The organism is Moritella sp. 5 (assembly GCF_018219455.1).
Lineage (GTDB): Bacteria > Pseudomonadota > Gammaproteobacteria > Enterobacterales > Moritellaceae > Moritella.
Map to the genome: position 1 here is coordinate 3,507,209 of NZ_CP056122.1, position 20,805 is coordinate 3,528,013.

Below are 20,805 nucleotides of genomic sequence, written 5' to 3' on the forward strand. Positions count from 1 at the left end.
CAGGCGCTATAAAACCATAACATCACGTTGCGCTAACCGGATAGCTAACTTGCAATCATTTCCAACTCATCATCACATTGTTGCACAAATTGACGGATTTCAGCGTACGCTTCATCGGCCTCTTCTAAATCAAATAAATGCCACACATGCAACATATTAGACCATGTTTGCAAGCGCACATCAGAACCTTGCGAGCACGCCTTATTCATATAACGTCGCGAGTCATCCACCATCATTTCGGTATCACTTGCATGAATCAAAATTGGCGGTAAACCAGATAAGTCACCAAAAATTGGCGATACTCTCGGATCGCTAGGATTCATCCGGAAAAGAATGGTTACCCAGATAAGTAATATAAATTGAGGAAAATGGTGAAACTTACCCATGAATGGGTTAAGTAAAAAGTCAGTTTTAGCATTATAGCTCAAGCTGTCATAACTAAAGGTACTATCAATACAAGGACATATCGCAATGGCAGCATCAACCTGACGAATTTTTTGATGCTTTAGCCAGCCAATTAAGGATAATGTTAAATTCCCCCCAGCAGAATCTCCAGCCGCATAGATACGATGACATGCCTGTTCATTATTTGGGTTATTGGCGAGTAGCCATTGATACGCATAACGGCAATCATAGATCCCCTGCTCACGCTTACCATCAGGGATCATTGCATAATTCACAGCAAACACTGCAACACCAAGTTCACGTGCTAAACGCTCTGTAACCACCCGGTGACTCTTCGCACTGCCCACCGCAAAACCACCACCATGAATATAAAGTAAGCGCTTATTTACATCACTTTTTTTATTTATAATCCACTCACCCATAATGTTATGGCCTTGAAAACTGGTCGATACAGGGATGATCTGACAATCCAATTCAACATCACCTAAACGATCAATATTTTTTCGCAATGCATAAAGATATTTACTCGGTTTAATAAAATCGATTGGCTCTTGAATACTTGCGAGCAGCTCTAGCGCTTGAGGGTATTTATACGAAGGTGTCGGACGATAAAACGTCGCATTTAAATCCGCACTATCGTATTGACGAAGATCTTCGCCATACAAATTACGAATAAAAAGAAAAAGAACTAAAATAGTAATAGCAATAATCAAAAACCACATAATGATAGTATCCCGTGTTTGAACAACCACTAATCAAGCAATAAACTGGAATAAAAGCAATAGCAGTTTTATTTAAAAAAGTAATCAGGCCGTGTAAGAAATATAACAATAACACAAGATTAGCCTAAAAATATTAACGTTAATATAGCGCTATATCACAAACCCTACGATCAGCTACAGTCAAGCAAGCCAATAGCATTTACCTAAAGTGGTTGTAGACAAACAGTCACAACCACTAAATTAACTAGTTTAAAATCACCAAATCATCTATTTGTACATTGGCAGTCGGTTGTCTATCAACCGTCATCAAACTTGCTTGCTGATCATACAGTTTGGTTACTTCAACCTGGCTACTACTATTGGTTTCTTTTTTACGGCTGATACCAAACTGATCAACATAACTACCTGTGTGTTTTATCATAAATTGATCGCCTAATTTTAAGCCATTATTACGACCGATATTAATGTTCACTTCATTACCATCAACAGCAATAACACGCGCTTCCACCAATTTACATTGCAAACTTGCATCTAAATCAAACAATACATCGTCAATAATTAGTTGTAAAGATGCACCAAACTCAGAGCGCCAAAATTTTAACGTATTCGTATCCACAATACGGTGCTTAGCAAACTCCCACTTTGTCACTTTACTGTAGTTACGATCAAACAATAAATTGCCATTAAAACCATCAAAAACTTGTATATTTAGCCGGAAATTACGATCTGGTAAATCACCGGCAAATATCTTCGCGATACCATTCACAACGGGTTTAAATGTCGATAAGTCGGTAATCGAGCCCAAAATAATATATTGGCTATCTGCTGACTTACTAATTTGCTTAATTTCTTGTGCTGTTAAATTACCTCGCAGCGGCAAAGAGCTGCCGCTAAAACCAATGTTTTGATTAATAAATTCACGCGCATCAAATGTTTGACTATTTTTACGTAAACTTTGGTACAACAAACGACTGAAAGATTCGTTTATGTTATAGATACCACCATAACTGGCTTGTTCACGATGCCTAATACCAAAACGCAATAAAGACACAGATTTTTGATACCCTGCACTCAAGCATTTATTACGGTCTGCAACAATATCAGTGACAATTTGAACGCTGATTTTATCCAGCTTTACCGACTCACTTTTTAAGCGAATATCTCTCACTTCGCCATCCATACGGACCTGAAATCGATCAGATAATATTTTCCCACCATTAAAGCTTTGTAAGCTTGAAACCGATGCGCCAGCATATAACAGTGCTTGTTTCAATGCATTACGTACTGCTAACTCGCGAGCAATATCAACATCACCATCAATAATAATAGCCTCACCCTCAACCTCATACCATTCAGCATGTAGAGTGAAAGAACAACAAACCAATAATAGTAGGAGAACGTTTTTCATTTTTAATCGCATATGAATTCTGAATATGTCTATTTTAAAAGCAAAATTTGTACCAGATCAAATTTTTATAAAAATAAAACATTATCGAGGTTAATTTAATAGATAAAACGCTATTATAATTATAATAATAAATACCGAACCTACCTTGTTGGCAAGTAATTTGCTTATATTTATCTATAATCACGTATAGCGCAACTTTAGGAACAAATATGAAGCGTTTTTTACTACCGTCATTAGCGGTTGTGTTGACTTCAGCATGCACCGTGATAGAAGAACCTGGACATGTTTTATTAACGGGCGCGAATACCAAAGTACAGCCTGTCGTTATTAAACAGATTATTGTTCAACCTGTTTATCAGCCAAATGGCTATAATGCCAATATGGCACAAAGTGTGCTTACTAAAGAACAATACAATAATATATTCAGAAGTCCTTATACCTATCCTTACCGCCGAGACACCTCAACCAGCGGAAAATAACGGTTTAACGACAATAATTAAAAGCACTTAAGGAAGTCATATGAAAAAGGCAGTCATAGCTATCAGCCTAATTACCTTACTCAACGGTTGTGCATTAAAACAGCCACCGAGTACCCCTGACGAGGATAAAGAAACACCGCCTCATTCAACTTGGGGAGGTAATTCTTATGAGCCAAAATATCCAAGAAGTTTGTTACCAAACCAGCCGATAAACTACACCCAAGAGTTAAGTTTTATCATCCGTGGTTTAGCGGATCAATTGATCGTCAATGATTTGTCTATTATTCCCAATAATGAACCGATTGCCGTCACTTCTTTCGTCAACCTTGACGATCTGTCGACAACAAATTGGCTCGGACAATCGCTATCAGAATCCTTTATTCACGAATTAACCATTCGCCGTATTCCAGTGATTGACTATAAAACCACAGGTACTATCAGTGTGACTGGTCAGGGTGATTTTGTATTCACCCGTGATTGGAAAAAATTACGCGGTCAATTACCTGTATCACGCATCCTAACTGGCACGATGTCACGTAACAGTGAAGGTGTGATCGTTAATATGCGGGTCATTAATATGGAATCAGGTTTTGTTGAGTCAACAGCGCAAGGCATTATCCCTAACCATTTGGTAATTGGTGGTTCAAATAGTATGGGGCCACTCGAAGGCCGTGGTCGTTATATTTATCGTACTGGTTCAGCGCCTTCTGTTCGTATTACTAATTAAGGTTTATCAATGAAATATCTGCGTTTGCTTATGCTTGCAACTCTGGTTAGTTTAACCGGTTGTTCACTATTAGAAAAAGATACAGTTTATGATATCAAAGAACCAAAGTCCTTCCCTGTACTCAAAGCAGTTGGCTATGCTGCGTTGAGTTCTCAGCCAGGCAATAGTGAAAGTGAACGCATGCTTAATGCAATGCGTGCATCTAAATTAGATGCTTATCGAGAGTTAGCAGAGCAAGTCAGTGGCCAAGAAATTTATAGTGATACCAACTATAGATCGCGAACGCTGCAAGGCGAGAAAATAGAGGCATCAGTATCTGGTATCATCCGTGGTGCACGAGTGGTGCAAACTTACCCAATTAATGAAGATGTATACGCAACAGAACTAGAACTCGATTTTAAGCGCGTTTTTGAGTTATATAAGAATACATCGTCAATGCCAACTCGCGTGCAAAAAACACGCTATTAAGTACATACATATTTGAAGATAACCTAAAATAGAAAGACCGAGTTACATCTCAACTCGGTCTTTTTTTCACTCAATTAATAACCCATCTATTCTGCATTAACCAACGACCAAACCCGCCGAATACAATCCCCCCCACAATAATACCGTCATCGAGGTTTGCGCTAGCTGTAAATTTAATTGTTTGCCATTACGTTGATAAATCGCGATACACAATGCGAGTTGCACTGGCAATACTAAAATCATAATGAATACAGGGTAACTGTCCACAATCATTAATAACGAAGGTAATAGCATGGTTATACAATAAAGGTGCTTACTTGCTTTCACGCCCAAACGGGTTGCTAAGGTAAATTTTTTCGCGCGACGATCGGAAGTAATATCACGAATGTTATTCACCAGCATGATTGCGACAACGAGAAAGCCTATCTGACTAGCCGGAATGAAGACATCGATAGTCAGCACTTGAGCCTGCAGATAATAACTTCCGACAACGGCTAGCCAACCAAAATAAAGAAAAACAGCCACTTCACCAAGTCCATGCGAAGCCAGTGGTCTAGGGCCACCGCTATAAATATACACGCCAACTAATGATAGCAACCCTAACAAAACATAAACCCAGCCACCCACATAGATAAGATAGCAACCACTGACAATAGCCAGAATACACATAGTAATGATACCAACGAGTAAATTCTCCGCCGATATGAGTCCTTTTTGCAACGCACGATCAGGGCCTAGCCTATCATCACCGTCGACACCATTTTTGCCATCAAAATAGTCATTAGAAAGGTTAACCGCAATTTGCAATGTCATGCAGCAGATCAAGCAAAGAATGGCGATATAAAAACTGAAATTATGTGGGGAGTCGACCCAAGCTAGCGTTTGCCCAAGTAAAATAACCGCCAGTGCGACCAGTAACGTTTTTGGACGTGTAACAAGAAACCAAGAGGATAATGAATTCATAGTATTTAACGACGTAAAAAAGGAATGAAACTAGCATAAAATACCCCTTTAGTGATGTCCACTTTTATTAGGGGGATAAAAAAGGTCATCCCAAATGGAATGACCTTACGCAATATTTAGTGTAATAACCGACGATTAATGACTCGTAAGCCGCTCTTTTCTCAAAATATTATCATATGTTTCAAAACGTCGCTTAATCTCACGAATGTAATGCACAGGCTCTTGTCCACGCACATACCCATAACGTGCTTTAGCTGCATATTTAGATTGAGACAACAATAACATAGCCTTTTCTACATGGCCAAACCAGACATCATCACGCCACCCTTTTTGTTTAGCTAAACGCATTGCATCTCGAACATGCCCAGCCCCGGCATTATATGACGCTAACGTGAACCAGATTAACTGATTTTCTTTAACCTCATCTTTACGCATACGTTCACGCACCCAATTCATATACAAAACACCCGCTTTAATACCCTGCTTAGGAACATGCACATTACGGATCCCTAATTCTTTAGCTGTACGCGGCATCAACTGGAACAAACCTTTCGCGCCCGCCATTGATTTAGCGTTAGGATTAAAACGACTTTCTTGATGCATTTGTGATACTAACAAACGCCAATCAAAATCATATTGGCTCGCGTATTCTTTCACAATGTCATCATAAGGTGATAATACGCCAGAATTATTTTGACGAACGTAATCTTTATAATGGGTATCTAAACGTTTTTGATTCTTAAAGTATTTATTGTAAATAACGTTATAAAATAGCCCCTTGTAATGCTTCTTAATAAAGGCATTCGATTTTTCTAATAGCTTATTATTTCCCGATGCAACCGCCCAACTTTGGGATTTAGGTGCACCTAATGCCATTAACGACTGAATATCATCACGAAATGTCATTTCAATATCAACAATATGACTATCTGCGATCGTCATTTCGTATTCTTTATCTCCCACTTTTTCAATGATTAATTCTGTTTCCTGATTTTCTGGTACGCCAATCAAATTAATATTTTTAACCGTTTTTTTCAATTCCACAGCACTCTCCCAATACGAGCTCGATGGTCTAATATAAATATTACTATTAGCGAGTTCGACGGTAGAACTAATTTCAGGGTGATCTTTATGGGCGACCACTAACTCAGAAGCGTAATGATATGGGCGAGAGAAAGCGATACCCTTATCTCGTCGCTGTACCGTCGGGGTTAAAAATCCCAATGCGATATCAGCTTTATCCTCAAGTAAATAATCAAGTAAAGCGACATTGTTCGGTGCGACGATAATTTCGTAACGCAGCTTATGTTCTTTGGCAAAGCGTTTTGCTAACTCATAATGGAAACCGAGTAACTCACCACGCCAAATATAATAAGAAGAAAGGTTATTACGTAATACAAAGCGAACTGTTCTCGACTCTTTAATTTTCTGCCATTGGGTTTTATTACTATTTTTTGATGTTCGCTTAACCTTAGCAACCAAATTTTGTTCTTTTAAAAATTGATTTAGTTGTTTTAACAACTTCTTGTTACTTGGATCAACACCCCAACCAAGATGACGCGTCGCACTTGCCTGCAAGCTCATTTTAATGTCATCGCGATAAGCAATTGCTGACTTAATTAAGTTTTGATCTTGGATGGTAATATCATACTCACCACTGGCTAGCTTATCGTATAAGGCTTCGTGGCTAATCGCGCTATCAACTAAACGAATTTTAAGCTTAGGATATACTTTTTGTAATCCTAACGCAGTCGACTCGTAACTCTTCCCCTTTTGAATAACGATTTCACGACCATTCAAATCTTTAGCTGAATTTAAACTTTTACTTTGACTGCCCATCACCAAATATTCTTTAGTAAGTAAATAAGGGTCTGTAAAACTAACCAATTTAGCCCTATAACGTGTCTTTGTTAGATTTGCAGCAATGAGATCGCCTTTGCCATCTAACAGCATAGGAATAAGATCAACAAATTTTTTAACACGAATTTTTTCAATCTTTAAATTATTTTCGTCAGCAAATCGTTGCAGATACTCTAATTCAATATTTTGTGGGTGCCCGCGACGAGGGAAAGTAATTTCACCGCCTGCCCACGTTAACACACGTAATACCTTCTGAATTGACACGGCGACAGGTGGAACGGGTACAACGGCGACATCAGGAATCACATCGTTGGTTGCCACTACTGAATAATTGTTAGTTATAATAGACTGAATAGCAGGTTCGATACTGATCGTAGGATTTGAACTTACCACTGTATTTGGCTGTAAAGACACGATGAACGTACCAATAATCAGCATGGTAGCCAGCACAAAGTAAATCTTTTGGGCTGTCTTAGTTATTAAAAATTTATACATTACATTCCTTTATAATGTTTATAGTACCACTCTAGTATTTCGTGGTTATCTGATTATGTTATTATCGATAACCTAACTCACACTCTATATAGGGCTTTCTAATTATGCTTATTTCTTTCTTTGTTGGTGTTACCTTGGTTGTTTACATTAAGCAAAAAGCACTCAAGCCAAACTCAAAAGATACGATAGTTATGTTAATTACCGATGGTTATAAATCACTGATTACTGATGTTAAAAAGATAATGAAATAATTACACAGCAACAATGGAATCGTCAACAGTATCTCATTTTGGTTATGTAAAGTTCATTTTACCAACAAGAAAACCAATAAAAATGCACGGTACAACACATATAACTAAGTATTACCAAAATGAAAGCATGAATGGCTTTACATTTACAACATGACCGATAAACTGACCGCTCTCAACTGTGCTGAATGAATGAATTCACAGCAGGTTATGCTCCACATTACGATAGAAAAAGTAGAGGACGTCAATTTTGAGTAATACTGAATCAGTAGGTACCCCAACTTTAAGCCAAAAACTATGGTTTAACTTACCCCTTTGGCAGAAAATTGTTATCGGTATGATCCTCGGTATTACCGTGGGTATTACCTTTGGTGAAGATGCTGTCATTCTAAAGCCAATCGGGTCATTATTTGTTAACACCATTAAGATGCTAATTGTGCCTCTGGTTTTCTGCTCAATCATTGTTGGTATCACTTCGATGCAAGATACCAGTAAAATGGGACGCATTGGTTTTAAAGCTGTGATGTTCTATCTCCTTTCTACTGCTGTTGCGATCTCCATCGGCCTATTATTGGGTAATGTGTTACAACCTGGCGCAGGTCTAGGCTTAGTAGCTCAACAAGTTGAGACAGTAAAAGAAACAACGTCATTAGCTGATACACTGGTCGCATTAGTACCAACTAACCCAGTAGGTGCACTCGCTCAAGGTCATATCCTACAAATAATCGTGTTTGCCGTGGCACTTGGTATATCACTGACCCTGATTGGTGAAAAAGGAAAACCAGCGATCGCGGTTTTCGAAAGCCTTGCAGAAGCAATGTACAAGCTAACAGATCTAGTAATGAAACTAGCACCCTACGGTGTATTTGCGTTAATGGCATGGGTAGCAGGTAAATTTGGTTTAGCGCTATTATTACCACTAATGAAAGTCATTGGTGCGGTTTACCTTGGTAGCATCTTGCATGTGCTAGGTGTCTATAGCGCACTGATTGTATTTATTGCAAAACTAAGTCCAGTACAATATTTTCGCGGTATTGTTGATGCGCAAATTGTTGCTTTCACCACTACATCAAGTGCAGGTACGTTACCAGTATCAATGAAATGTGCACGTGAGAAGCTCGGTGTATCAAAAGGCGTATCAAGCTTTGTATTACCACTAGGGACCACAATCAACATGGATGGCACGGCACTTTATCAAGGTGTAACGACATTATTTGTTGCACAAGCATTTGGTATTGATTTAGGCATGCCTGAATACATCACAATTATCTTAACTGCGACATTAGCATCGATTGGTACTGCGGGTGTGCCAGGTGCGGGTCTTATCATGCTAACGTTAGTACTTACTACTGTCGGTCTACCTGTTGAAGGTGTTGCACTGATTGCCGGTATCGACCGTATTCTGGATATGGCGCGTACTACCGTGAATATTTCTGGTGATATTGCCGCATCAGTGATCATTGCTAAATCAGAAAAAGAGTTAGATACCACGATTTATTACGCAAAATAGTGATAACGTGATATAGCTGTACAGTTATACCTAAACCGTACAAACAAAAAAGCCACTGATAAGTATCCTATTATTGGACAATATCAGTGGCTTTTTTATTGGTTTAAACTCGTGTTTACATAAACGCTAATTTAGCAACAAACACAGCCGTTAATACCCAAATACTAATTGATACTTCTTTTGCTTTACCTGAACCTACTTTTAAGAAAGTATAAGCGATAAAACCAAGTGCAATACCATTCGCGATAGAGAACGTGAAGGCCATCATGATTGCCGTAATACAGGCTGGTACATAATCGGTAAACTCATCCCAGTTTACTTTACTCAGGCCACTCATCATCAAGAAAGAAACGAAGATAAGTGCACCTGCAGTCGCATAACTTGGAATAATTAACGCAATATCCGTGAAGAATGTCGCCGCTAAGAATAACGCACCAACCGTCACCGCTGTTAAACCCGTTCGGCCACCAGCAGCAACACCTGACGCACTTTCAACATAAGACGTCACAGGTGGGCAACCCACACATGCGCCCAATACACTTGATACAGAGTCCGCTTTCAGTGATTTTTTCAAGTTCTCAATTTCACCTTTTTCATTAATCAGATTCGCTTTATCCGCAACCCCCATTAATGTGCCTGCCGTATCAAACATGTTCACAAATAAGAACGAGATAATGACACTGATCATACCGACATTAAATAGCCCTTCTGCATTATAAAACAGATGTTTAAAATCCATTTCCATGAATAATGGCGCAATGCTTGGCGGCATAGAAATAATTGACGCAGGTGCAGAAACCAGGCCCAGTGGGATACCAGCAAGCGTTGTCACTAACATACCGATTAATACCGCACCAAATAGATTACGACGGAATAATGAGCCAATAATGAGGAAGGTTAATGCGGCAAGTAATACACTCGGTTCTGTAAAATTACCCATGGTCACTAAGGTCGGTTGAGAAGCAACGACGATACCCGCACTTTTAAAACCTATGATGCCTAAGAACAGACCCACGCCAGCAGTCATCGCATAGCGTAAGCTCTGCGGAATACTGTCTAATATCCATTCTCGGATCTTATAAAAACTCATTAACGCAAAGAGTACACCCGAGACAAACACAGCCGCCATCGCGACCTGCCATGTGTAACCCATGTCAAATACGACTGTATAAGTAAAGAAAGCATTAAGCCCCATACCCGGCGCAAGTCCCACTGGCCAGTTAGCGTATAGTCCCATCAACATACAGCCAATTGCAGCACCAATACAGGTAGCAACGACCAACGCATCCTTATCCATGCCAGTCTTTGCCATAATGTCAGGGTTTACAAAAATAATGTAAGCCATAGTAACGAAGGTTGTTAAACCTGCCATAAGCTCAGTTTTCACCGTAGTGCCATGCTCAGAGAGTTTAAATAACCGCTCTAATAAGCCACCTTTAGATGATCCCTGTAACTCAGATCCTTGTTGTGTTTTATCCATCATAGTTCCCTTTTTGTATTCGGGTTTACCGATTTTACGTTTTTATAATATTAATTTTATTATTTATTTCAACTAACTACCTCGATAAGTCGAATAACTGAACGGGGATACCAACAGCGGTACATGATAATGCGCTTGTATATCGCTAATACCAAAGCGGATAACAATGTCATCTAAAAAAGCAGTTTCTGGCACAATAGTTCCACGTGCACGGAAATAATCTGCCGTATCAAATTGCAGCTGATACTTACCAACACGCAGTTCATCACTGGTTAATAATAAAGAATCTGTTCGCCCATCACTGTTAGTAACAGCTGAAGCGACTAACTCTAATTGATCTGCTTCTACCTTAAATAATTTAATACTGATACCAGCACCTGGAACACCATTGGCTGTATCAAGTACATGTGTACTGAGTCCACTCATAATCAAAAATACCTTACTGTCGCCATTAAATATCACAGCTTAAATATCGTCTAAACTACAAATTCAATACATAGATAAATACAATATGTTAAGTTTATGTTTCACATGATTGCAGAAAAACACTCAAAAGTTAAATTATTAATCTGACTTTTGTTTTAAAAACACAAAAAAATGCCTAATTAATCCCATAATAATCACTAATAAATAGAAAAAACCAAGAATATACTAACAACCCGCCCCGTTTTAGGTACACAACCAACCTTTGCAAACTTGTTACATATTTATATAGATTTTGTATACAATAATTGTAATAATTGTATAACAACGTGATTACTTATCTATAATTTAAAGAGTGATTAGCGAAATATACGCTTAATAAGGAGTCATGATGACTGTTGCCTATCCGAGAGATCTTATTGGTTATGGCCAAAATGTGCCAAATGCCAACTGGCCTAACAAAGCACGCTTAGCGATCTCATTTGTTCTTAACTATGAAGAGGGTGGCGAGCGTTGCGTATTACATGGCGATAGTGAATCAGAAGCTTTTCTATCCGAAATGCCCGGCGCAGTACCCTTACAAGGTGTTCGAAATCTCAGTATGGAGTCTTGCTATGAGTATGGCAGCCGTGCGGGGGTTTGGCGCTTATTAAGCTTATTCGCAGAATATCAAATACCGCTCACTATATTTGCCGTCGCAATGGCATTAGAAAGACACCCTGATGTCGCCAAAGCATTTGTTGCTGCAAACCACGAGATTTGCAGCCATGGTTATCGTTGGCTTGATTATCAATATACCGATGAAGCCGAAGAGCGTGAACACTTACATAAAGCTATCGACATTATCAAAACGCTAACAGGGAAACGTCCGACGGGTTGGTATACTGGCCGATTGGGTCCTAACACCCGACGTTTGGTCGCTGAAGAAGGCGGCTTTATGTATGACTCAGACGCCTATGATGACGACCTACCGTATTGGGTTAAAGCCAACAATAAACCGCACCTAGTGATCCCTTATACCCTAGATGTCAATGACATGCGCTTTGCTACACCACAAGGTTTTAATAGTGGTGAGCAATTCTTTCAATACTTAAAAGACAGCTTCGACACCCTTTATGCTGAAGGTATAGCATCGCCCAAAATGATGTCTGTCGGGCTACATTGCCGCTTAATAGGCCGTCCGGGACGTGTAGCATCACTAAAGCGCTTCTTAGATTACGTCAAGCAGCATGATGATGTGTGGCTATGTACACGAGAGCAAATAGCAAATCACTGGATCAAACATCACCCATACAAGGAGGCGTAACATGACACGTTTTAATACCTGCATCCCAAGTCAACTATCGCAATCCGATTTTGTGGCTGTGTTTGCTGATATCTATGAGCACAGCCCTTGGGTAGCTGAAGAAGCCTATCAACAATACCAACAGCAAGGTATCGATGGCGATATCAATAACATTGCCACATTACAGCAATGCATGGCGGACATTTTACTTGCGGCGGCTCCTGATCAACAACTTGCATTAATCAATGCCCACCCAGATTTAGCTGGCCGCGCAGCAGTTAATGGGGAACTTACTTCCGCATCAACCTCTGAGCAAGCTGGTGCAGGAATAGATCAATGTACAGCCGAAGAGTTTACCCATTTCACACAACTCAATGATGCCTATAAAGCGAAATTTAACTTCCCTTTCATCAAAGCTGTGCGCGGTGCTAACCGCTTTTTAATCTTAGCGGACTTTAAACGTCGAATTCAAAATAATATCGACACCGAGTTCAAACAAGCATTATTAGAAATAAACAAAATCGCCGCATTTCGTTTAAACGATTTATAACAAGGACGACTACAATGACTACTGAATTAAACTTTGACCGCCATATTAACCTTGCTGATGAAAAGCTCGGTGCGGAAGCTATTTTTGCGACAGATGATTTTTTTGCTGATAAGCAACGAATGCTAAAAACAGAAGCCGCGGTATTTATACCCGACCTATATGATGAAAATGGTAAATGGATGGACGGTTGGGAGTCTCGCCGTAAGCGCCATGAAGGTTATGATTACTGTATCGTCCGTTTGGGTTTACCCGGTTCAATTGAAGGTTTGAACATTGATACATCAAACTTTACTGGTAACTATGCACCTTCAGCCTCTGTTGACGCCTGCTTTGTCGCTGATGGTCAAGATCCACAAGCAGAAACAGTATGGACAGAAATTCTCGGTTCAGAATCATTACAAGGTGATAGTGAGCATTTATTTAGCCTAACAAGCGATGCTGTTCATACCCACGTACGTCTTAACATTTATCCTGACGGTGGTGTTGCACGTTTACGTGTTTACGGAAAGCCAAGTATTAACTGGGATAGTATCAGCGCCGATCAAGAAATTGATTTAGCCGCAACCGTAAACGGCGGTCGTGCGATTGCTTGTAACGATGAACACTTTGGTGTGATGGGTAATTTATTGAATCCAGGTCGTGGTGTAAACATGGGTGACGGCTGGGAAACTGCACGTCGTCGTACACCCGGTAATGATTGGGTAATTATCGCATTAGGTAATAAAGGCAGTATTAATCGTATCGAAATCGATACTGCGCACTTTAAAGGTAATTTTCCAGATTCAGTAAACATTCAAGCAGCTTGTGTGACAGGCGGTACCGAAGAACAAATCCAAGCACAAAGCTTATTCTGGCGCGAACTGTTACCAGCACAAAAGCTATCTGCAGATAATATTCATAACTTTGAAAAACAAGTTAACGATCTTGGGGATATTACTCACATTCGTGTAAATATTTATCCGGACGGTGGTATTAGCCGAGTACGACTATTCGGTACTGTATCTAAATAATCACGACTATATTGTCAATATAAGGGACTTGCTGATGACTAACATGATTACACTTGAACCATTAACCGCAGAAGCGTTTAAGCCTTACGGGGATGTGATCGCAACGACGGATCGTGATTATTTCATGATCAACAATGGTTCTACTCGTCGCTATCATCAGCTTGCCGATGTCGACACCGAAACGAAGGGTGGCCGTACGATCATCAGTATCTTTCAGGCAACACCTTTAACTTATCCATTATCGGTAAGCATGATGGAACGCCACCCGTTAGGTTCACAGGCGTTTATTCCTTTATTTGGCAATGCGTATTTAATTTTAGTCGCTGCGCCAACGGGTGATTTAAAGCAAGAACGGTTAGATAGCCAAACCATTCGTGGCTTTATCAGCGATGGATCACAGGGTGTTAATTATCACAAAGGTGTTTGGCACCACCCTATCCTCGCGTTAACAAACCAAGATAAATTCTTGATCGTTGATCGCGCTGGACCGGGTAATAACTGCGAAGAAGTACATTTTACCGATGCTGAAACACGTATATTTAATAAAGACGTACTCGGTACGCAACTATAATAACAGGGAGTATTTATGGATCCGCATATTACAGAATGGCTGAATCTTACTATTCGATGGATGCATATGATTTTTGGTATCGCTTGGATCGGTGCCTCATTCTATTTTGTATGGCTAGAAAACCATCTTAATCGCATCAACCCAAAAACGGGTTTAGCTGGTGACCTTTGGGCTATTCATGGCGGTGGTATTTACCACTTAGAAAAGTACAAACTTGCGCCAGCAAAAATGCCTGAAACACTACATTGGTTTAAATGGGAAGCATACACAACTTTCCTTAGCGGTATCTCACTGTTAACCGTCGTGTATTACTTTAATGCGCAATCGATGCTGATTTCACCCGAATCAGGCTTAACTGAATGGCAAGGTATTGCGATTGGAATCGCGACTATTGTGGTTGGTTGGATTGTTTATCATTTATTATGTGAGTCACCATTAGCGCAGAAACCCGCATTAATGGGCGGAATACTGATGTTAATGATCATTGCTGTGGCATATGGTCTATCACTGGTATTCACAGGCCGTGCAGCCTATATCCATGTTGGCGCAATGATAGGCTCGATCATGGTCGGCAACGTATTTTTTGTGATTATGCCGGGTCAACGAAAAATGGTAGCAGCAGTATCGAAAGGTGAACAACCCGATCCGAAAGATCCTGCAAAAGCACTATTACGCTCGCGTCATAATAACTACCTGACATTACCTGTGTTATTTATCATGATCAGTAATCACTTCCCAAGTACCTATGGGAGTGAGTACAACTGGTTAATATTAGCCGCAGTGTCAATTATCAGTGTGTTAGTGCGTCATTATTTCAATACGCGTCACCAGCATCAGAAATACGCATGGACATTACCGTTTGCCGCTTTTGCTATGATCACGTTAGCATTTGTCACTAAACCTACAGTAGATAACAGCGCACCACAAGTCGCGTTTAGTGAGGTGCAAAGTATTGTCGCAGAACGTTGCGCTGTATGTCATGCGACCGCAGGTGTTGCACCTATGGCTGGCGTACACCTTGATACAGCTGAAAACATAAAACTTAATTCAGATAGAGTGTTATCGGCAGTGCGTAACCGCGTTATGCCCCAAGGTAATATCACCAAAATGACCGATGATGAACGTACCGTCGTGATTAACTGGATAAACCAGGGCGCAAAAATATAAGCGCTAACCAATAATACGATGAGTACTCAGTTGATGATGAATGAACTGAGTACTCCCTTTCATATAGATATTTATGTTTAGAATGAACATTACTTCAGAATAATGGTCTTATCGTTGATATTCATTTAGGTAAGACCATTTCATGCAACAATTAAACAATTTACTCTTTTCCGCAATTAATCAATTTGCAGGCCAAAACCAATTCTTTGACTACCTTTTCATTTTCTTCGCAGAAGCGATGCCTTATGCATTTATCGTATTGGTCGTAATCTTATGGTTTCGCAGTAAAGAGCAATCGAAGCGTTATCTTATTGGAGCGACCCTGACTTCTGTTGTTGGTATCACGATTAATACACTTATTGCTCAAGTTTATTTCCACCCTCGCCCTTTTATGAATAATTTGGGTACAACACTTGTTGAACACGCTGCAAATTCGTCGTTTCCCTCAGATCACACCACATTTATGTTTTGCATTGCATTTAGTTTATTGTTTCATCGGGCAACAAGAAAATTGGCATTCGGGTTAACAGCACTGGCCGTTGTTGGTGGGCTATCTCGTGTGTATATTGGCGTTCATTTCCCTTTCGACATTGCCGGGGCAGCTATTATCGGAGCACTCTCAGCAATGATGGTACATTCCATTCGACATAAATTAGCCACCTGTTATAACGTTATTATTTCCATTAGTGATCGTTTAACAGGGCGAATTCTATAAATAAAAAGCGAATAATGAAACCAGCAGCACGTTGCGGTTGCTGGTTGTTACGCTTCGCTGACTAAAAATCGCATGATCTCTTCCATATCTAAATCAAAATCATCCGCTCTCACCGACTCTGAAATTTCATCATCATCCATAGACAAATCAATCTGATTCGTTAGCTCAAAATCCCGTTTATCTAAGCTATAAAACGAATTCACTTTAGGTCTAATCGGATCTGCTTTGTTATAACCTTCGACAATCGCTAAACGATTAGAGTTTAGCTTGACCAGTGAGCCAACGGGATAGATTCCCATGCATTTAATAAAAGCGTGGACTAGGTTCAAATCCAATTGTCCATTTTGAGCTAGATTACGCAGAATACCGAATGATTTTAGCTGGGTTAAACCTTTTTTATAACAGCGATTTGCAGTTAGTGCATCATAGATATCACAGATAGAAAGCATACGACCAAATCGAGATACTTGTTGTCCCATCAAACCATATGGATAGCCTTCACCATTTAATTTTTCATGGTGTATGGCCGCAACATCTAAGCTGGTTTTAGAAATACCAGGAATTGATTTAATAATATCGATGGAATGATTTACATGTAATTTCATAATTCCAAACTCATCGGGTGTCAATTTACCCGGTTTATTAAGAATATAATCAGGCGTGCGAATCTTACCAATATCATGTAAGAAAGCACCGATAGCCAACTCTCTGATCACTGTTTTTTCGATACCAAGATAACGAGAAAATAGCGCCATTAACATAGAAACAGCAAAAGAGTGCTCTAATAAATATTCATCTTTATTACGAATATTTATCGCGCACATTAGCGCATCAGAATTGGTAAATAAGGTATCGATTAATTCTGTTGTGATATTTTTTACTGAGCAAAGGTCAATTTGAGACCCCTCTTCAATATGCTGAAATATCTTTCTCTGTATATCTTTAGACGTTAAAATGAGCGCCTTAGCTTGCGTCATTTTCACATCAAACGCTTGCTTTCGCTTCATCGCTATTGAAGCCGCAGAGACAACTGTAGCTGCCATTTTCGCATCAAATTTGTCAGTATTAACCAATACGCGTTTGATTCCCAGCTCAATAAGCTTATTAATCACCACCTCGTTTTTCACCCATTCAGGTTGAGTAAGCCTGAAACTACCTGTTTGAAGGGTTATTTTTTCGATATAAGCACCAATAGTGATACAGGTAATATCTTGCTCTATAAGCATAATATGTAACTCAAGAAAGGGAACGTTTTAGCAAAAGCAACTCTATCACCATATAACGTGTAAATATACCAAATAACAAACCACTTACTTTATACCGTTACTGCTATCTGCGTTTTATGCGCAATATACATACTTTGCAATTTAGCAACTAAACATTTTATGTAGCATGCACTAACCCAAGCAACAACTACGGTTGCTCCCCCTAATTCAAATAAAGCAACAACATGTAACTGAGAGATGTAATGCTCAGAAATACCGACTTTTTCAAGCCAATCACCAATGCTATATAAAGCCTTAGCACTAATCACTAACGGAAATGTAAAGGCAGCAAAACCAGGGTGAAAAGTTAAGCGAGATAAATGTAGAAGCGCCATATAGATAACCATCGTCATCAACACTGCTATACCTAATAAAACAGCAACAATAATTGGTGATGGCTCAGACATAAAGGCTAAATATCCAGTTAGACATAAACTCGCTGGCGCCGCTAATATGGCAATTGACGGTTTTTCACCAGCCTGAATTTTTTCACCAAAAATAAGGCGATTAAGCATTACTGGCAATAACAGTGCATAATTAACTATACCAAAAACCAAAATTGCATAACAAAGAGATTCAAATTTTTCTGGTTGAGGACAGGTAAATACAGCAACAATCAAACCAATTGGTGGCACAAACCAACTCGGAACCATATGTTGTAATTGCATATCTTTAACACGATGATAAAGAAACACGACTAAAAAGACCAAATGTGCCACGATAGCAGCCAGCCATATAGTTGTAGACAGCGCTGGTGATGAGGTAATTAATGAATTTGATACCACCATAGTCGCCATTGCAAATGTTGGAACAACACTCCCTACAACATGATGAGAAAGATCATTCAACAACATTTTTGGGTAGATAATAAAACGCAATAACAAGGAAAATAGGATCGCTGCTGCAACCACCGCCGTAGCAGTCTGAATATAACCATTAAAATCATAAACCGACTCCCACAGTGCACCCAATGATGATATTCCTAGGGCAAGACCTGCTGCAGGGGTTGGTAATAACTTAAAGTTAATTCTAATTTGGTTTAACATAATGCACCTCTCTAGTTGATGCAGACATTATAAACATAGCCATGCGTTAATTAAACCTGTATATTTTTAACATATAGTTAATAAAAGTTGAACGTACATGAATTTATCATTGAAACAATTACGTGTATTTGTTGCTGTCAGCCAGCAGCAAAGTATCACCCACGCTGCAAAAAGCTTATTCTTAACCAAAGCAGCCGTAAGCATGGCATTAAGCGAGCTTGAAAATCAATTAGATCAACAGTTATTTGATCGTACTAATAACCGCTTACACCTCAATCCATATGGTCAACGTTTATTACCTATCGCCGATGAGTTACTGCACCGCGCGGCCAGTATTGATACCTTGTTTCAGCAATCAGGACAGCTAATTGGCGATCTCGCCATTGGTGCAAGCGAGACGATTGGTAACCAGATATGTCCTTGGTTGATCGCACAATTTAGACAACAAACAGAACACACTCAGCAAACGTTACATATCAGTAACAGCGCCAACATTGCTAAAATGATATTAAGTTATCAATTAGATATAGGCCTTATCGAAGGTGATGTTAAGCACAATGACATTGAAAAAACGCCTTGGATAACAGATGAAATGTGTATCATTGCAGCATCAAATCACCCACTACAAGAAAAAACAGCATTGCAGTTAACAGACTTAACCGACAATGCTTGGGTGTTACGTGAATCAGGCTCAGGCAGTCGCGCATTCTTTGATAATCATATTGCACCAGCGGTTCAACAATGGCAACTCGCGTACCAGTTAAATTCAATCGAAGCACAACTCAACTTTGTCGCAGCAGGACTCGGACTTGCCTGCGTATCTAAATTCAGTGCGACGCACGCTTTAGCAAACAACCGTGTGCAAATATTACCACTCGATACGAAACTAGAGCGCCAATACAAAATCATAATGCATAAACAAAAATTCAAAAGTGAATTAATTACAGCGTTTATCGAGTTCAGCCAGCGGTGGGATAGTAGCCAATTAATCGGTAAATAAAATGCGATAAAATCAATAGATATACTTTTCCCCCTCTAATATTAGGCAAAAAAAAGGAGTAGCAATTGCTACTCCTGTCGTAATATTTAATCAAATTATTACGCCCGCTATATATCCAAGCTAGCTGGAAATTACAGGATAAAGTATACTTACTTCTTTGATAAAAAATTCAAATAGCGATAGCTAGGCAATCGGTAGAAAGGAATGAAATACCGTTGCCAAATAAGTAAATATAATACTCAAAGCCCGTGCAAAGCTTGAGTATTCGTGCCAAGACTATTAAACAAAAAGCCGACCCCAGGGTCAAGTTATTTGTGACGTTAATTTTTATAACTTTCTATAAGATAACTGTGAAGGGATGAATATAAGAATGTCTACCATACGGAAGAAAAACGAAGGAAAGATTTTAAAGGCTGCCAGTCAAGTGTTTGCCAGTGAAGGTTATGCAGCAACAAAAACCATTGATATCGCGAAACTTGCCGGTGTGCCTAAGGCCAACGTCTATTATTATTTTGGTAATAAAGAGACTTTATACTCTGCAGTACTGGAAACAATCATCGAACCATTACTCAGTGCAACCCACCCTATCGAAACCATCAATAACCCCGCAGTCGCATTAACCGAATATATTAAAACAAAGCTAATCATCTCTCGAGATTATCCTTATGCTTCCAAAGTATTCGCGAATGAAATCATGCGTGGTTCGCCATTACTTTCTCCTGAAATAAGACAGCGTTTAATGAATCAGAGTACGTTTTTACTTGATAAATTTACGCAGTGGATTGAAGCTGGTCAAATGGACAATGTATCACCGCACCATCTGTTATTCATGATCTGGTCTTCGACCCAAACTTATGCTGACTTTAGTTGGCAGATCAATGCTGTAATGGGAAAAACATCACTAGCAGCAAGTGACTATGACGACGCTGCACAGCTGATTAGTCAACTTGTCCTAAAAGGCTGCAATGTGAAGTCTTGTGACGAAATAACGGCACAGACTGAGTAACA

General features: G+C 39.5%; 21 protein-coding genes. 13 read left to right on the top strand and 8 right to left on the bottom strand.

Going from position 1 to position 20,805, the window contains the following annotated elements; all coding sequences use genetic code 11:
* Positions 1-44: 44 nt before the first annotated feature.
* Together HWV01_RS15565 and HWV01_RS15570 are read right to left on the bottom strand one after the other, a co-directional pair.
* Positions 45-1,127 (bottom strand): alpha/beta hydrolase fold domain-containing protein, encoded by a 1,083-nt coding sequence (locus HWV01_RS15565; RefSeq protein ID WP_211672412.1) that lies wholly within the window; start codon positions 1,125-1,127, stop codon positions 45-47.
* A 244-nt stretch (positions 1,128-1,371) separates the two neighbouring features.
* A complete protein-coding gene (locus tag HWV01_RS15570; protein WP_211672413.1) occupies positions 1,372-2,535 on the bottom strand; it encodes a flagella assembly protein FlgT in 1,164 nt (387 codons plus the stop codon).
* A 209-nt stretch (positions 2,536-2,744) separates the two neighbouring features.
* Here HWV01_RS15570 and HWV01_RS15575 point away from each other — a divergent pair, with 209 nt between their 5' ends.
* Genes HWV01_RS15575 through HWV01_RS15585 form a run of 3 tightly spaced genes read left to right on the top strand, consistent with a single transcriptional unit; the run spans position 2,745 to position 4,209 of the window.
* Positions 2,745-3,014, top strand: coding sequence for a hypothetical protein (locus tag HWV01_RS15575; RefSeq protein ID WP_211672414.1), 270 nt, complete (start codon positions 2,745-2,747; stop codon positions 3,012-3,014).
* Positions 3,015-3,054: 40 nt separating this feature from the next.
* Positions 3,055-3,741, top strand: a complete 687-nt coding sequence (locus tag HWV01_RS15580; RefSeq protein ID WP_211672415.1) for a FlgO family outer membrane protein — start codon at positions 3,055-3,057, stop codon at positions 3,739-3,741.
* Between the two features lie 9 nt (positions 3,742-3,750).
* Positions 3,751-4,209, top strand: a complete 459-nt coding sequence (locus tag HWV01_RS15585) for an LPP20 family lipoprotein (protein WP_211672416.1) — start codon at positions 3,751-3,753, stop codon at positions 4,207-4,209.
* Positions 4,210-4,305: 96 nt separating this feature from the next.
* Here the strand turns inward: HWV01_RS15585 and menA are convergent, their stop codons facing one another.
* Together menA and HWV01_RS15595 are read right to left on the bottom strand one after the other, a co-directional pair.
* Complete coding sequence (gene menA, locus HWV01_RS15590) at positions 4,306-5,172, bottom strand: 1,4-dihydroxy-2-naphthoate octaprenyltransferase (protein ID WP_211672417.1); 867 nt, start codon at positions 5,170-5,172, stop codon at positions 4,306-4,308.
* A 135-nt stretch (positions 5,173-5,307) separates the two neighbouring features.
* The gene (locus HWV01_RS15595; RefSeq protein ID WP_211672418.1) at positions 5,308-7,527 is read right to left on the bottom strand and encodes a transporter substrate-binding domain-containing protein; all 2,220 of its coding nucleotides are present in this window, start codon (positions 7,525-7,527) and stop codon (positions 5,308-5,310) included.
* Positions 7,528-7,631: 104 nt separating this feature from the next.
* Between HWV01_RS15595 and HWV01_RS15600 the strand changes: the two genes are divergently transcribed.
* Positions 7,632-7,778 (top strand): hypothetical protein, encoded by a 147-nt coding sequence (locus tag HWV01_RS15600; RefSeq protein ID WP_211672419.1) that lies wholly within the window; start codon positions 7,632-7,634, stop codon positions 7,776-7,778.
* A gap of 247 nt (positions 7,779-8,025) precedes the next feature.
* Complete coding sequence (locus tag HWV01_RS15605; RefSeq protein WP_211672420.1) at positions 8,026-9,285, top strand: dicarboxylate/amino acid:cation symporter; 1,260 nt, start codon at positions 8,026-8,028, stop codon at positions 9,283-9,285.
* A 115-nt stretch (positions 9,286-9,400) separates the two neighbouring features.
* Here HWV01_RS15605 and HWV01_RS15610 read toward each other — a convergent pair whose 3' ends face one another.
* Positions 9,401-10,765: an NCS2 family permease gene (locus HWV01_RS15610; protein ID WP_211675879.1), complete on the bottom strand. Its 1,365-nt coding sequence runs from the start codon at positions 10,763-10,765 to the stop codon at positions 9,401-9,403.
* A gap of 72 nt (positions 10,766-10,837) precedes the next feature.
* A complete protein-coding gene (uraH, locus tag HWV01_RS15615; protein WP_211672421.1) occupies positions 10,838-11,191 on the bottom strand; it encodes a hydroxyisourate hydrolase in 354 nt (117 codons plus the stop codon).
* A gap of 388 nt (positions 11,192-11,579) precedes the next feature.
* Here uraH and puuE point away from each other — a divergent pair, with 388 nt between their 5' ends.
* The 6 genes from puuE to HWV01_RS15645 all read left to right on the top strand — a co-directional run bounded on the left by puuE (position 11,580) and on the right by HWV01_RS15645 (position 16,486).
* Positions 11,580-12,494 (top strand): allantoinase PuuE, encoded by a 915-nt coding sequence (gene puuE, locus HWV01_RS15620; protein ID WP_211675880.1) that lies wholly within the window; start codon positions 11,580-11,582, stop codon positions 12,492-12,494.
* A 1-nt stretch (position 12,495) separates the two neighbouring features.
* Positions 12,496-13,023 carry a 2-oxo-4-hydroxy-4-carboxy-5-ureidoimidazoline decarboxylase gene (uraD, locus tag HWV01_RS15625; protein WP_211672422.1) on the top strand — a complete coding sequence of 176 codons (528 nt, stop codon included), beginning with the start codon at positions 12,496-12,498 and terminating at the stop codon, positions 13,021-13,023.
* 14 nt (positions 13,024-13,037) lie between these two features.
* Positions 13,038-14,033 carry an allantoicase gene (alc, locus tag HWV01_RS15630; protein WP_211672423.1) on the top strand — a complete coding sequence of 332 codons (996 nt, stop codon included), beginning with the start codon at positions 13,038-13,040 and terminating at the stop codon, positions 14,031-14,033.
* A gap of 34 nt (positions 14,034-14,067) precedes the next feature.
* Positions 14,068-14,604, top strand: a complete 537-nt coding sequence (locus HWV01_RS15635; RefSeq protein WP_211672424.1) for an ureidoglycolate lyase — start codon at positions 14,068-14,070, stop codon at positions 14,602-14,604.
* A gap of 15 nt (positions 14,605-14,619) precedes the next feature.
* Positions 14,620-15,771, top strand: a complete 1,152-nt coding sequence (locus HWV01_RS15640; RefSeq protein WP_211672425.1) for a urate hydroxylase PuuD — start codon at positions 14,620-14,622, stop codon at positions 15,769-15,771.
* Positions 15,772-15,913: 142 nt separating this feature from the next.
* The gene (locus HWV01_RS15645) at positions 15,914-16,486 is read left to right on the top strand and encodes an undecaprenyl-diphosphatase (RefSeq protein ID WP_211672426.1); all 573 of its coding nucleotides are present in this window, start codon (positions 15,914-15,916) and stop codon (positions 16,484-16,486) included.
* A gap of 47 nt (positions 16,487-16,533) precedes the next feature.
* On the opposite strand, the gene HWV01_RS15650 is transcribed toward HWV01_RS15645, so the two are convergent.
* Entirely contained in the window at positions 16,534-17,712 is a 1,179-nt protein-coding gene (locus HWV01_RS15650) for an HD-GYP domain-containing protein (protein ID WP_211672427.1), read from the bottom strand.
* 89 nt (positions 17,713-17,801) lie between these two features.
* A complete protein-coding gene (locus HWV01_RS15655; protein ID WP_211672428.1) occupies positions 17,802-18,797 on the bottom strand; it encodes a TDT family transporter in 996 nt (331 codons plus the stop codon).
* Between the two features lie 97 nt (positions 18,798-18,894).
* On the opposite strand from HWV01_RS15655, the gene HWV01_RS15660 reads away from it, so the two are divergent.
* Together HWV01_RS15660 and HWV01_RS15665 are read left to right on the top strand one after the other, a co-directional pair.
* Complete coding sequence (locus HWV01_RS15660) at positions 18,895-19,797, top strand: LysR substrate-binding domain-containing protein (protein ID WP_211672429.1); 903 nt, start codon at positions 18,895-18,897, stop codon at positions 19,795-19,797.
* Positions 19,798-20,167: 370 nt separating this feature from the next.
* Positions 20,168-20,803 carry a TetR/AcrR family transcriptional regulator gene (locus tag HWV01_RS15665; protein WP_211672430.1) on the top strand — a complete coding sequence of 212 codons (636 nt, stop codon included), beginning with the start codon at positions 20,168-20,170 and terminating at the stop codon, positions 20,801-20,803.
* Positions 20,804-20,805: the final 2 nt, after the last annotated feature.